10 protein-coding genes are annotated in these 13,943 nt (G+C 56.1%); 6 read left to right on the top strand and 4 right to left on the bottom strand.

Translation table 11 applies throughout. From position 1 onward, the window contains the following. Positions 1–18: 18 nt before the first annotated feature. The gene (locus H6F59_RS03965) at positions 19–510 is read right to left on the bottom strand and encodes a DUF6918 family protein (protein WP_242021259.1); all 492 of its coding nucleotides are present in this window, start codon (positions 508–510) and stop codon (positions 19–21) included. A gap of 125 nt (positions 511–635) precedes the next feature. Further along, positions 636–845, bottom strand: a complete 210-nt coding sequence (locus tag H6F59_RS03960) for an RNA-binding S4 domain-containing protein (protein WP_190695404.1) — start codon at positions 843–845, stop codon at positions 636–638. Positions 846–965: 120 nt separating this feature from the next. On the opposite strand from H6F59_RS03960, the gene H6F59_RS03955 reads away from it, so the two are divergent. Next, complete coding sequence (locus H6F59_RS03955; RefSeq protein ID WP_190695400.1) at positions 966–1,304, top strand: hypothetical protein; 339 nt, start codon at positions 966–968, stop codon at positions 1,302–1,304. Between the two features lie 42 nt (positions 1,305–1,346). Here H6F59_RS03955 and H6F59_RS03950 read toward each other — a convergent pair whose 3' ends face one another. Both H6F59_RS03950 and hmpF read right to left on the bottom strand, forming a co-directional pair. Then, positions 1,347–1,553, bottom strand: a complete 207-nt coding sequence (locus tag H6F59_RS03950; protein WP_190521690.1) for a glycogen debranching protein — start codon at positions 1,551–1,553, stop codon at positions 1,347–1,349. Positions 1,554–1,622: 69 nt separating this feature from the next. Next, on the bottom strand, positions 1,623–3,374 hold the full coding sequence (gene hmpF / locus H6F59_RS03945) for a pilus motility taxis protein HmpF (RefSeq protein ID WP_190695397.1): 1,752 nt from the start codon (positions 3,372–3,374) through the stop codon (positions 1,623–1,625). A gap of 830 nt (positions 3,375–4,204) precedes the next feature. On the opposite strand from hmpF, the gene H6F59_RS03940 reads away from it, so the two are divergent. From H6F59_RS03940 to H6F59_RS03920, 5 genes are all read left to right on the top strand, one after another. Beyond that, positions 4,205–5,476 carry a response regulator gene (locus tag H6F59_RS03940; protein ID WP_190695394.1) on the top strand — a complete coding sequence of 424 codons (1,272 nt, stop codon included), beginning with the start codon at positions 4,205–4,207 and terminating at the stop codon, positions 5,474–5,476. Positions 5,477–5,728: 252 nt separating this feature from the next. After that, a complete protein-coding gene (locus H6F59_RS03935) occupies positions 5,729–6,094 on the top strand; it encodes a response regulator transcription factor (RefSeq protein ID WP_190521686.1) in 366 nt (121 codons plus the stop codon). A gap of 43 nt (positions 6,095–6,137) precedes the next feature. After that, positions 6,138–6,668 carry a chemotaxis protein CheW gene (locus H6F59_RS03930; protein ID WP_190521684.1) on the top strand — a complete coding sequence of 177 codons (531 nt, stop codon included), beginning with the start codon at positions 6,138–6,140 and terminating at the stop codon, positions 6,666–6,668. A 53-nt stretch (positions 6,669–6,721) separates the two neighbouring features. Then, positions 6,722–9,355: a methyl-accepting chemotaxis protein gene (locus H6F59_RS03925; RefSeq protein ID WP_190695390.1), complete on the top strand. Its 2,634-nt coding sequence runs from the start codon at positions 6,722–6,724 to the stop codon at positions 9,353–9,355. Positions 9,356–9,416: 61 nt separating this feature from the next. Continuing rightward, a complete protein-coding gene (locus tag H6F59_RS03920) occupies positions 9,417–13,925 on the top strand; it encodes a response regulator (RefSeq protein ID WP_190695387.1) in 4,509 nt (1,502 codons plus the stop codon). Positions 13,926–13,943 lie beyond the last annotated feature (18 nt).

The raw sequence follows: 13,943 nt of genomic DNA, 5'->3' as shown, positions 1-13,943 counted from the left end.
CAGTCTGTCTACCAGTGCCTAGGAGGCAACCACGCTGTAGCGGCCAAAAATCTTGGCTAGCTCTGGTACAGCGCTCTCCACGTCGCCTTTCACCGACTTGCGCAGCTTGGTATACGACGATCGCACTACCCCATTGTCGGTCTTGGCAATGCGGCGATCGGTCACTCCCAAAATGACATCGGCAGCTCGCACTTGGTTCTGAGTCAGGTAGGCCACCGGATCACCCGCCTGCTCGCCCTCGGTCCACATAGGTTCTAGGGAGGCTACCACCTCAGGCAACATCCGCCCAATGGCCCCAGAAATGTAGCCTGAGTTCATCCCCTTGACGACCCCGTAGGTAGTTTTCAGGGCCATACCCCCAAAGCCACCCTTAGAGGCCACCTGGTTATCGATGAGGGCGGCACAGTCAGCCACCACCTGGGCCTTCACAGCCTTGTCACTTAGAATATCGCTTAACCCCATAGCACTCACAATCTCAGTAAAAGGTTTTGTACTGGTCTCATCTTCCATAGCCCTAAGGCTAGATCAGCATTCCCTGGGTAAGATTCGAGATTGCTTAACACATCGATAAACTTTGCAGGGCAACCCTTGTCGCTGGCCCGCTTGCTCAGTAGCGTCTTCTAGTGTGAAGCCGTCTACTCGAGAGCCGCCAGATCGACAAACCAGGTCTGCCCATCTAGAGAGACGCGATCGCCGGTTATCAGCTTGCGCCCCCGCCGGGTTTCGACCTCACCGTTGACGCTTACCTCGCCGTCTTGAATCATCAGCTTGGCCTGTCCCCCCGTAGAAACCACCTGCATTTGCTTCAAGAACTGATCGAGTTTGATGTAATCCATACTGGGCATAGGGCTATCAGAAGAATGGCGTGAAAGAGCAATAGAAAGTCTTCAACTCTAGAGGCTAAACCGCCCCTTACACTCAAGTAAGAGTGTTTATATCACTGCTGCCAGTGAAGGGGCTCGAAGTTGACCAATCACCAACTCCTGCAAGAACTTAGACAAAAGCAACAGCAGCTTGAGCAATTTCGCTGCGCCGCCAGTGCGTCGCTCCAGGCGCTGTTAGACCAGTATGACTGGGGGGTTATTACTGGCGCCGGGCATGGGGGCTTGCCCCTACTCACCCTGCGGTTTGACCATCGCATCGCCCTCGACAACCCCTGTTTACTGGCTTTGGCAGAAGAGGCAGAGCAAACCTGGGGACCCATAGACTTTGCCCTCTTTTCCGGTGAATCTCAAGATCCCGTGCGAGTGCTGAGCCGCACGCTACTCGATCAGCGCTGGCGCTGGCGGCAGTCTAGTCATTAGCCTCTGTCTTGCCTGCCTACTCGCACCCTTAGCTATTTGACCTCAATAGCTTAGCTTTAGCGCGTTGACAGGCACCTCATCCCACGACTCAACGGTGCGTATTTGGGCGACCCAGCCAGCGGCTCGTTGCTCCTCGGACAGGTTGTCCAAAAACGACTGGTAGCAGTCCTGGGCCTGGGCTTCGTCGCTGCAGGCTATGCACGAGTAAATGATCCCCGACGGATCAATCTGTTCGTTGACCCAAATCATGCGCAGTTATGCCTCTAGACGTCCATTAGCCGACTCTAGCACTTGAAATCTCTGTTTTTGAGGCAGACCTTAGGAAGCAGCTACCTGGGGAGTGCCGACGCTGACCACGGTTTGGCGCAGCTCTGCGATCGCCTGCAATTGGTAATCATTGACTTCCTGAAGCTTGGTAACTGCCCCAGTTAGGTTCTCTAAAGACTGCCTTAGCCCATTGACGCTTTCCTGCGCCGGGTTAAGCAGCTCCTCGCAGACCGCTAGCTTGCCCATCAAGCCCGCTAGATCTTGCTGCTGCCGCCGCAGATCTGCCTCAAACGCCTCCACCTCAGAGCGGTGGGTAGTCAGGGCCGACTCAGCAGATTCAATCTCCTTCTTGAGCTGGCTAATGCCGTCCTGGAGCTTCTTGACCTCAGTTTCTAGAGCCTGAATCGTATCTGTTGTATGCTGGCGCTGAACATCAATGGTGTTGAGCAAAGGCTCTAGATCGACAGCACTAACCTGCGTTTCTTCCACTGTTAGGCCCTGGCGTCGTCGCAGCACCGCCTGATGCTGACTTAACACTTCCTCACGCTCCAGCAGGTTGCGCCGCTGGCCCACCAGGGTCTCGTTAAGCATTTGGTAGCGATCCTGCTCCTCTTCAATCTCGGTCTCTAGCTGAAGGCGCTCAAACTCACTGGCCTGCTCAATCTTGAGCTGAATCTCATCAATGGCCTGCTGCTCTAGGGTCAGCTCCTCTTCCTGATCGGAGACAAAGCGAGACATTTTCTCCAAATCTTTTTCCAGATCACCCACCATGGTTTGGAGATGGTCTAAATCCATCGCTTCCAAAGCTGCCACATCGACCTTTTTGCTCAGCCGCACCTTGTCGGTGGTGTTGAGCAGGTCGTAGATCTTCTGGTGCAGGTTCGCCTGGGCTTGCAGGGTATCTGTTAGAGTTTGAATCTGCTCCTGCTGGGTTTTAACCATCTGCTGACGCAGCTTTAGCTCTTCGCGCTTGGCCATCAGCGCGGCTTCGGCCTGACGCCAGTCGGCCCAGCGCTGATTGAGCTGGCTAGCCTGCTGGTCTAGCTCCTGCTGGCGCTGTTCCAAGCCCGGGCGCTGGTCTTCGAGCGCTTGCCGATAGTCGCCCAGCAGTCCCTGATGGTAGTTCAGCCCATCGGTGGCATGGGTGAGTGGATCCCGCAGTGCTTCAACGGGCATCACGGCTTCGGTAAGACGGTTGAGGGCACCTTGGAGGTTGGCTACCTGCTCTGGATCAAGGCCAGCGGCTGTACTTCCTTCGGCTCGCTGCTCTTCCAGGCGGCGCATTTCGCCGTTGAGGTGGGCCCAAGCTCCTTCGAGATCCTGATTTTTTCGAGTGAGTTCTTCCTGCTGTTGCTCAAGGCTTTGGCGCAGCTGATCTAGCTCTTGCCGCTGAGCATCTAGCTGTTCGAGATCGGCTTCGGCCTGCTCGACCTGCTCCTGGCGAGTCTCTAGCTCCAGCTCACGGCGGTTAAGTTCCTGGCTTTGAAAGGTAAGCGACTGCTTCCACTGCTCGATCTCTTCTTCCTGGGTCTTTGACTTTTTGCTCAGGTTAGAGAAATTTTGCAGAATGGTGGTCAGCGATCGCCCCGCCTCATAATGACGCTGGATTTGGCGGTTATTGCTGACCTCCACCATTACTAGGGCACCAGCGTTGTAAGAGGCGTCGTCGGGGGCCACTAGGGTCTCGTCCCCGGTCACGGCGCTCCAGCTATTCTCGCTACGCTGACAGGCAAGTAGCTTAAACTCAGGCTTGCCGCTGCCAATAAACCCGGTCTTTTTCTGGACTTCTGCTAGGTACAGCACGCTGGTGGTCCTCGTGGCTTAGAACGTTAATGTTAAGGAAATAAATCTGATGCAGTAATTTTAAGAGCCTTGCATCGTAGGTCGAGAGCGAAGTGGCACGGGGCTGCCTGTATTATGATGAACGATTTGGTGGCTGCGTCAATGCGTCCTGATGCACTATCTAGCTAGCTCTAGATTAGCTCAGAGCCCCAATTCCCACGCATCCCATCTATCACCAAAGCTACCGTCTATCGTAGTTGTAATTTGGCTTACCCATAAACCCTATCGCAAACCTTTTGAGTCAGGGTTAAAGTTCAAGCCCCTGCAGCCAGCAAAACTGCGATCGCACCACAGCAGCGACAACGTAACTGCTATGAACCGCATCAGCCTCGACTGACGGCTAGAGCTGATTCTACTTATCCATGGGGATTGCTACCACTGATGCCAAAGCTAATGGGAATCTTAGCTAATTTTGGCTTGGTAAAATCGGCATATTGGGTTAAGCGATCGCAGCCGGTCAGCATCTCCAGCTGGAAGCACACTTTTAGAGTTCCCAAAAATTCTTCCACCGAGCAGAGCGCTGTGACCTACCACGCAGCATCTCTAGCGAAGCGCCGTATACTGAGAACAGACCGGAGAAGACCGGTTCCCAGCTCCTTCCATCCTAAGCTAACGCGATTGCCCTCCTAAAACTAAACACTTCAGCATAGCGGCACGGCCCTCTAGCAGGGCAATCGTTATGGCAAGAGGATCAAAGGGTACGATTGGGTTTCTAGTTGGGGCATGCTGAATTCAGCCCCCGACCTTCCTGGCCTGGCTAATCAGGTGCTGTTCCCATCTTGGGTTGCCTCATGCAGGGTTACTTGTCAGAAATTGATATTCGCAGCATCCTGCAGCTCATCGAGCTGGGGCAGCGCACCGGCGAACTGTACCTAGAAAGCTATAGCAGTACTAACAACCAGTCTTCTAATCAATCCTTTGACGGTGGGCTGACGGCGACTGATTCTCGCTCTTGGATTGTATTTTTAGCCAACGGGCAGCTCGTTTACGCCGGCACTACCGACAACAAGCTCGATCGCCTGCGTGACCATCTGCACCGCTACGGCATCGACCAGTCGCTGCCCGACCCCAGCACTACCGCCGCGATCGCAGCCTTTAACTCCCTCGAGTACGGCACCCTGTGGGCTTTACTCGAGCAGCACTTGATCACTCCCGACCAGGGCCGCACCATTCTCAGCCACATGGTGCACGAGACCCTTTTTGACCTGCTGAGCCTCCACCATGGGGCCTTTGTGTTTCAGCTCAGCTCAGCCCTCAGTCCCCAGCTGATGACCCACACCATCAGCGACCTAGTTGCAGGCATCACCCAGCAAATTCAAACCTGGCATCAGCTGCACCCCCATTTGCAATCACCCGACCAGTGCCCCATTCTGCTAGCTCCTGAAGCCTTTCAGGCCAGTGTGTCCAACCAGGTCTACCGGCGCATGGTTACCTGGATGGACGGCAAAACTTCCATCCGCCGCATTGCCCGTTACCTCAGTCGCGATCTGCTCAGCGTCGCTCGCAGCCTAGTCCCCGCACTGCAACAGGGACAAATTAGCCTAGTCTACGGTCCTGCTGAGGTGGACCTAGCCCCTCAGAACCAACGGCCTGGGCCCGATCGCCTACCCCGTATTGTCTGCGTCGACGACAGCACCACCGTTCGTCAGGCCGTAGAGCGTATTCTTGCTGGGCAAGGCTACGAGGCTACCTCCATTGGCAACCCCCTCAAAGCTCTGGGCTTGCTGTTTCAGCTGCAACCCAACCTAATTCTTTGCGACATCACCATGCCCGAGCTCGATGGGTACGAGCTATGCGCCATGCTTAGACACTCCAGCGCCTTTCGCCAAACCCCCATCGTCATGCTCACCGGCAAGGATGGCTTCTTAGACCGAGTTAAAGCCAGAATGGTCGGCGCAACTGACTACCTAACTAAGCCCTTCGGCCCTGGCGAGCTACTAGCACTGGTAGAAAAGTACGCTGGCCCCGGCGACATCAACCGGCCCCGTCCCGACACCCTGTTAGCCGAAGCCATCGAAGACGAATTCGACGTCGACTTTAGCAAGGCCCCCATGCCCAAGTAACATTCCTTAGCTTAGAAAGGGTTTTTAGATCAATTTCAATAGGATTCGCCATAATCTAAACAACCCGGTTGATTAATTTATCTAAACCGACAGCATAGTCTGCGTTTGAGGGTACGTTAGAGTCACAGGTTTGGAGTCCTTAACGGCTGCTTTAAACGTGGTCAATCTGTGACTTAAGCCTCGACCAGCGGTAGCACAGCGTCACTGACGGTTTACGTCTGGCCATTTAGCTGGCCTTTTTTGAATCAACCTATGAGTACAGTTCTGGTGGTAGAAGATAGTATTCCTCAACGGGAGATGATTACTGAGCTACTAAGGGGTATTGGCCTCAGCGTTACCGTAGCCAGCGATGGCATGGAAGCCCTCGAGCAAATTCAGAGCCACCGCCCAGACATGGTTGTGCTCGACATTGTCATGCCTCGGATGAACGGGTACGAGCTCTGTCGCCGCATTAAAGCCGATCCCTCTACCCAAAACTTGCCGGTAGTAATGTGCTCTTCTAAGGGTGAAGAATTCGATCGCTACTGGGGCATGAAACAGGGGGCAGACGCTTATATTGCCAAGCCGTTTCAACCTACCGAACTGGTTGGCACAGTCAAGCAGCTGCTCAGGGGATAGAACTCAAGCGTGACGCAACAGAGGATAACGTAACAACAAGCTTATGGTAGGTAATCCTGACTTTCTCACTCAGACTGGGCAAGACCAAGATCCAGAGTTGCAAGAGCTGGAAACGCCTGATGGCGAGCTATTTTTGCGCTTCTTTGTAACTCCTGAGGATGAATTCGCGCTGCCCGCCACCGGCATTCGCCGCATTATTGAGCAGCCCCCCGATCGCATCACTCCCATACCCAATGTGTCGAACCTGCTGCTGGGTACCCTCAACGAGCAGGGACGAGTGGTGTGGGTCGCTGATCTGGGTCAGTTTCTTGGGTATTCATCGGTACTAAACACCGATCGCCCAGAGATTTCGGTCATCGCCATTGAAGATCAGGGAACTATGCTAGGCTTGGCCGTTAATCGAATTGTGGGCACCCGCTGGCTCAATCCTGACAAGACCCGGGTGTCAGATAATAGCCCGGATACAATGGCTCCATTTTTGCGCGGTGAATGGATCATTGACGCTGAGGAAAACAAAACCCTTAGGCTGCTTGACCACGTTGCTGTTATTCGTTCAGCTCGCTGGGCCACCTAGGCTTAGCCCCATCCTTAACCCCCTTAGGACATTTGCACCGGCAGGAGAAGACCATGGCTTCAGGCATCGATTACTCTCAAGCCTATCAAAAAGCAGAACGAGCCTACGTACAGGGCAACTACTCGGAGGCTGCGGCAGTTATCGATCAGCTAGCCGACGATTACCCCGACGATCCCAGCGTGCTGCTACTGCGGGGCCATATCTACTGCTACGGCCTACAGCGATATGACGTAGCTGCGGCTCAGTACAGTGCCGTGCTCGATCTCACCTCAGAGCCCGAATACGTTGACTATGCCAGCAACGGTCTCGACTATGCCAGTCAGTTTGCTGCGGAGGCATCCTCCGGCACGGCTATAGATTACGAAACCGATGCCGGAGATACTTTCTTCGACGCTGGTGCTTCAATGTCGATGGGTTTAGAGAGCAGCGTTAGAGCCAATGGTGCCCCTGGGCTATCAGATAGCCAGCTCGACCTCGGCGACTTTAGCCTTGAGGAAGACATGCCCAGTTCGATCGCCAATGTCGGGTTTAGCGATACCTACCTGGCCGATCCCTTTACGACCGACGATCCCTTTGCCACCGATCCTGACGACAGGGCTAACCTTAGTTTTGGCGCTGACTCCGCCAGTGGCTGGGCTGAGGACCAAGAGAGCCTAGACGATATCACCTTTGATGACGATGCCTCCTTTGATTCCCTTGAGGTGGGCAATAGCGATAACCCCTTTAGCGGGGTCACCGAGGCTCAGAGAGGCGATCTTTACAGCGATATGGAGTTGGCCTCCCAGAGCTTTGACCAGAGCTGGCCCCCCGCTGATGACGGCGGCGACGACATGACGGTTTTTGCCCCTGAGCCCGATCTCCTGATCGACGACCTCGACACAGCTGGCGATAGCGCCGATCTCGACTACAACGGCTACGCCGATAATGGATACATGCCTGACCTAGACGACAGCACCCAGCCCAGCAGCAACGTTGACTTTTTAGACGAATTTAGCGACTTTGACGACCTGGGTAACCTACCTGACTTTGAGCTATCAGACAGTTCTGCTGGGTTTACTACGCCCTCGGTGGGCACCTCAGGGCTGACTTCAACTGACGACAGTGGCTTTAGCGGAGGCACTTCCGCCTTTGACCTCAGCGATATGAACGATCAGGCGGTGATCAGCGACGATGACATTTTTAGCATTGCGGGTGCCAGCGATAGCCTGCCTGTGTTTACTCAAACCGATAGCCACGATGTGGAAGCGGTAACCACTGAGCAAGACTGGCTGGGCTTTTTAGACAATGCCCCGCTGCCGACCAAAGAGCTGATCGTTGCCATTGCTGCCGGCGTTGCCTCGGCCCTAGCGGTAGGCGTCATTAATTTTGCCGCTTCGACCCTACAGTCAGATCGACCGATGCCCAAGGCCGTGCATGCGGCTATGGCCTTGGCGGGTGGAGTAGCCGGGTTTGGCTCAGCCCTAGTGGTTGGGCGGTTGGCCCACCGCCAGGTAGGCCGCAGTGTTGACGACCTGCAGCAGCAGTTTGACACGGTGATTAGGGGTAATTTGTCGGCCCGGGCCACGGTGTTTACTGAAGACGAGTTTGGTCGCTTGGCCAGCAGCTTTAACAAGATGTCGCGGGTGATTTTAACCACTACTAGCGAAGCCCAGCGCAAGGCCCAGGAGCAAGAGCAGGCCAAGGAAGACCTCCAACGCCAGGTGATTCGTCTGCTAGACGACGTGGAAGGGGCGGCTCGGGGCGACTTGACTGTGCAGGCGGAGGTAACTGCTGACGTGCTTGGCGCCGTAGCCGACTCCTTTAACCTGACCATTCAAAACCTGCGGGAGATTGTAGAACAGGTGAGTGTAGCCGCTCGCCAGGTGAGCAAGGGATCTACGGAAAACGAGATTTTTGCCCGCAGTCTGTCGGCAGACGCCCTGCGCCAGGCCGAGGAACTCGCGGTGACACTGAACTCGGTGCAGGTGATGACCGACTCAATTCAGCGGGTGGCCGAAAGTGCTCGTGAGGCCGAGGAAGTAGCTCGTACCGCATCATCTACCGCCCTCAAGGGGGGCGAGTCAGTGGAGCGCACCGTGGCCGGTATTCTCGAGATTCGAGAAACGGTGGCCGAGACCACCCGTAAGGTGAAGCGTTTGGCGGAATCTTCTCAGGAAATTTCGAAGATTGTGGCGTTGATTTCGCAGATTGCCTCCCGCACCAACTTGCTGGCGCTCAACGCTAGTATTGAAGCGGCAAGGGCTGGGGAAGCCGGTCGGGGCTTTGCCATTGTGGCTGACGAGGTGCGACAGCTGGCCGACCGGGCCGCCAAGGCATCTAAAGAGATTGAGCAGATCGTGCTGCAAATTCAAAGTGAGACGGGCGGGGTCATGACCGCTATGGAAGAGGGCACCCAGCAGGTGATTGAGGGCACCCGCCTAGCGGAGCAGGCGAAGCGATCGCTAGAAGACATTATTCAAGTGTCAAACCGCATTGACGTGCTGGTGCGATCGATTACCGCTGACACCGTAGAGCAGACCGAAACCTCCCGCGCCGTGGCCCAGGTCATGCAATCAGTAGAACTTACCGCCCAGGAAACTTCCCAGGAGGCCCAACGGGTGTCAGGTTCGCTGCAAAATCTGGTGGGGGTTGCCCGCGATCTGCTGACTTCAGTGGAGCGCTTTAAAGTGAATAAATCAGACAGCTAGGTGCAGTTAGTCAACGGGAGTGAGCCGGACACGGTCGAAAAGCATTCAGAGGGGAATTGACATGTCGCCTGAAGATCAAAAACGCATCTTGGGGTACTTCATTGAAGAAGCCAAGGATCATCTCAACACCATCGAGCAGGGTTTGCTGAACCTAGCGGACACCCTCAACGACTCGGAGATGATGAACGAGGTGTTTCGGGCGGCCCACTCGGTGAAAGGCGGGGCGGCCATGCTGGGGCTGAACAGTATTCAGCGCACCAGTCATCGCATGGAAGACTTCTTTAAAGTCATGAAAGAGTCGCCGATGCGTCCCGATCGTGACTTAGAAACCATGCTGCTGCAAATTTTCGATGGGCTGCAAGAGCAGCTAGAGCAGCTGCAAAGCCCCTTTGGCTTGACCAACGACCAAGCTCAGGAAATTATGGCTCCTCTGGAGCCCATTTTTGTACAGGCTGAAGCTCACCTCGACGCTCTAATAGCCGCCGCCCCAGCGGCTGTCCCCGCCGCCACGCCGCCGCGCTCTACCATGGTAGCGGCAGCATCTCACCCCGAGACCAGCGCCCTCCAGCTTGTGTTTCGCAGCGATGTTCCGGCGCTGTTGCGCGATATGCTGGCCACCTTCAAGCAGCCCGACAATAGCACGTCTCGCCAGGCACTCAGCCGGCTCTGCCAGCGCATGCACAGCGTGGGCGAACAGTTTGAGCTGGCTCAGTGGTGCAGTCTGACCCAGGTGGTTGAGCGGGCGATCGCAAACCCTGACCAGACTTACCGCACCCTAGCGCCAGTGGTGATCAAAGACCTCAAGCAGGCTCAGGATCAGGTGCTAGCCGGAGGCATTAACCAAGTAGCCGCTTCCAGAACGCTGCAAGACCTGCTACCCGTTTCAGTCGAGCCTGAGTTGGGTAGCGACGACTCCACCCTTGACGCCTTGCTGGCCGAAGCGCTTAACGACAATTCTGATGGGCTTGACCTGGCTGATTTGTTTGCGGCTGCGGAGGAAAGCAACGCCGACGATCTGGCTCTAGCCGACACCGAAAACTGGCTCGAAGACCTGACCCTAGACAGCGCCGACAATGTGACCGAAACCGGTTTAGAGTCGGTCTTTGGCCAATTTGACACGCCGCTGCCCACCGAACCCGTCATGCCCCAGGGAACAGCCGGCAATATGGGTCCAGAGGTAGGAACAGCAGAACTCAACAGTCTGGCCGACCTGTTTGAGGGTGCCCCCGCGAGCCTAACCGACATCTGGGAAGAGGATTTCTCAGAGGTCTCTCTAGATGATTTAGACCTAGACGCTGACGTTACCGCCGATAACGACAACTCTGAGTTTGCCGATTTGTTTGCCACCGAGACGACCGCTGGCGAACCTGACACCGCTGAAAACCCTGCCATTGACGATATGGCCAGCTTGTTTGGATACGACCTCGATGCCGGCACAGGAGCCGAACCCGCTGCGGGGAGCGAGCCCAATTCAAGCACAGATCCTGGCGATTCTGTGGCCGACTTGCTCCCCGCAGATGCGGCATCAGAGTCTACGGTGGTCGCCGAAGCCGCCGTAGACCCCCTGGCGGATTTTCTCGACGATGAGATCAACTTTGGCACAGAGGAAATGTCCGACGCACCTCTGGATGATTTCTTTGATATGGGCGAATCTGCTGAGGCCAGTGCGGCCAGTGCTGACAGCAATGAGGTCGATAGCTTCTTTGATTCGCTCCACGATGACGATTTCATCGACGATGACGATGCCCACACCATGCCTGAGCTGCACCTAGAGCTTGATTTGGATAGCTCAAGCGGTGATGGTGATGGCTCCAGCGCTAACGATAATGGGCTATTTAGCGGTGGCTCGTCGCGTCTGTTCACTCCAGACAATCACATCCCCAACGCAGACGCGGCAGAGGCAGAGGCGGCAAATCTTTTTGGGGAGGCCGATGCCCTACTAGATGACCCATTTGGGGAGCTGAACCTCACCGACAGTGCTTTTGACCTCGCGTTTGATGACGCCCCTGACGAAGCCATCGTGGAGCCTGAGCTGGCTGCAACCGAGGCCGACGCCAGTTTTGACATTCCCACCAATGATGGCCATGGGGCTGAGCTAACCGCCACCTCTTTTGAGGATGGGGGGTGGCCCGAGACATCGGCGGAGGAAGCAAGCTTTGCCGACTTGGAAAGCTTACTAGATGAGCCTGTCTTTGAAGCTGACCTGTTTGCTGACTCAAATGGTTCTTTGAACGGCGAGCTGAGCCTGTCCAACGATGCCTTCGATGGTTTTGAGGGAGATGCCTACAACGGCAACGGTTACACTGAGGCTACCCCTACGCCCGCCCGCCAAAGTCTCGATGACGATGGTGGGGATGACGATAGCTTCGATGATTTAGAGGCCCTGCTTGGGGAGGAGTTCCCAGTTATCGATACAGTGGCTCCAAGCAAGCCAGATAACGGGCTACCAGCCGCCAGCCCCAGCTTTGACAGCAGCGATGACGAATTTGGCGATCTTGAGAAGCTGTTGGAAGAAGCCGACCAGCTCGGCGGATCAGCCCCAAGCTTAGGGACTCGGCGGACCGCGTCGATGCAGGCAGCAAGGCGATCGCCCCGCCGAGCCGCCAACACCACCGACCAAACCATGCGCGTTTCGGTGGGCCACCTCGACACCCTCAGCAACCTGGTGGGAGAACTGGTGGTTAACCGCAACTCCCTAGAGCAAGACCAGGAACGCCTGCGGCAGTTTCTCGATAACCTGCTGCACCAAGTCTCCCAGCTCAACGACGTTGGGCAGCGCATGCGCGATTTGTACGAGCGATCGCTGCTAGAAAGCTCGCTAATTGCCAACCGTCAAGCCTTTGCCTTAGGGGTTTCATCCTCTGACCGAGGCGGCGGTCACGCCACCGGGGCTACCTTTGACGCCCTCGAAATGGACCGCTTCACTGGCTTCCACACTCTCTCCCAGGAGATGATTGAGCTGATTGTGCGAGTGCGGGAGGCCTCGTCGGACATTGAGTTCACTATTGACTCCACCGACCAGATTGCCCGCCAGTTTCGTCAGGTTACCACCCAGCTGCAAGAGGGTCTCAATAAGGCACGCATGGTGCCCTTCGGTCAAACCGCCGAGCGCCTGCCTCGCGCCGTGCGCGATATTTCTTTGAAGTGCGGCAAAGAGGCCCAGCTGGTGGTCGAAGGGCGTGACACCCTGATCGACAAAATGATTCTAGAGCGCCTCTATGATCCAATGACCCACTTGGTCAACAACGCCATTACCCACGGCATTGAGTCGCCCGAAGAGCGCCTGGCCACGGGCAAGGGACGAGAGGGAACCATTACTGTGCGGGCCTTTTACCAAGGCAACCAAACGGTCATCTACATCGCCGACAACGGCGGCGGCATCAATCCAGCGGTGGTTAAGGCCAAGGCCCTCAAGCAGGGGCTAATTACCCCCGCCGAAGCCCAAACCATGACCGAGATTGAGGTCTACGACCTGCTGTTTTTGCCGGGCTTTAGCACCCGCGACCAGGCCGATGACTTTTCTGGGCGTGGCGTGGGCATGGACGTGGTGCGCACCGCCCTATCCGACATTCGCGGCTCGATCACCGTCGAGTCTGAGGTGGGCAAAGGCACCAGCTTTACTATCCGCCTGCCACTCACCCTGAGCATCACCAAGGCCCTGAGCTGCGTCAACAACCAGGCCCGCATCGCCTTCCCAATGGATGGGGTTGAGGATATGTTTGACGTGCCCAAGGAGCGCATTCAAACCGACGCCCAGGGCCACGCCTGCATTCTTTGGCGCGACACGCTGCTGCCCTTCCGTCCCCTCAGCGATCTGCTGCGCTTCAACCGCAGTTTGGGTCGGGGTCGGGTCTACGGTGGCCCTCAGGATGAGGACGTGGTCTCTATGGTGGTGTTGCGCAGCGCCAGCACCTTTATTGCTCTCCAAGTTGACCAAGTGATTGGCGAACAGGAGATTGTGATTAAACAGCTGGAAGGGCCGGTGCCTAAGCCCATTGGCATTGCTGGTGCCACGGTGTTAGGCGACGGGCGGGTTATGCCGATCGCCGACGTGCTGGAGCTAATCGATCTGGCCAGCGGTCGCCTGCGGCGCGATGCTTCAACCTCGCTGTGGGCGCAGACGGTAGATGAAGAACCGGTTGAGACCGTCATCCACACTGACCCAACGGTGCTAATTGTGGATGACTCGATTACGGTGCGTGAACTGTTGTCGATGAGCTTCAACAAAATTGGCTACCGGGTCGAGCAGGCTCGTGACGGTCAGGAAGCCTGGGAAAAACTGCGCTCTGGCCTACCCTGCGACCTAGTCTTCTGTGACATCGAAATGCCCCGCATGGATGGTCTAGAGCTGCTCTCTCGCATGCAGAAAGACAGTGCCCTAAGCCAGGTTCCCACCGCTATGCTGACCTCTCGAGGGGCCGATCGCCACCGGCAGATGGCCGTTGATCTAGGAGCTAAGGGCTACTTTACCAAGCCTTACCTAGAGGAAATGCTGCTGGATGCGGCCAAGCGCATGCTCAAAGGTGAGAACATGATTCCTCGAAAGATGTCTGACGAGCCTGAAACCTAAGGGCTAACAACCGCCAGT

Origin of the sequence: Nodosilinea sp. FACHB-141 (assembly GCF_014696135.1) — a bacterium.
Lineage (GTDB): Bacteria > Cyanobacteriota > Cyanobacteriia > Phormidesmidales > Phormidesmidaceae > Nodosilinea.
Note: the sequence above shows the minus strand (reverse complement) of the source record. Positions and strands in the feature narration are given on the sequence as shown.

What these genes read in the sequence shown, in the direction of transcription:
- H6F59_RS03920 (WP_190695387.1), top strand. Translation starts at nt 9,417, where the DNA reads ATGTCGCCTGAAGATCAAAAACGCATCTTGGGGTACTTCATTGAAGAA.
- H6F59_RS03950 (WP_190521690.1), bottom strand. Translation starts at nt 1,553, where the DNA reads ATGATTTGGGTCAACGAACAGATTGATCCGTCGGGGATCATTTACTCG.
- H6F59_RS03965 (WP_242021259.1), bottom strand. Translation starts at nt 510, where the DNA reads ATGGAAGATGAGACCAGTACAAAACCTTTTACTGAGATTGTGAGTGCT.
- H6F59_RS03960 (WP_190695404.1), bottom strand. Translation starts at nt 845, where the DNA reads ATGCCCAGTATGGATTACATCAAACTCGATCAGTTCTTGAAGCAAATG.
- H6F59_RS03925 (WP_190695390.1), top strand. Translation starts at nt 6,722, where the DNA reads ATGGCTTCAGGCATCGATTACTCTCAAGCCTATCAAAAAGCAGAACGA.
- H6F59_RS03930 (WP_190521684.1), top strand. Translation starts at nt 6,138, where the DNA reads ATGGTAGGTAATCCTGACTTTCTCACTCAGACTGGGCAAGACCAAGAT.
- H6F59_RS03935 (WP_190521686.1), top strand. Translation starts at nt 5,729, where the DNA reads ATGAGTACAGTTCTGGTGGTAGAAGATAGTATTCCTCAACGGGAGATG.
- H6F59_RS03940 (WP_190695394.1), top strand. Translation starts at nt 4,205, where the DNA reads ATGCAGGGTTACTTGTCAGAAATTGATATTCGCAGCATCCTGCAGCTC.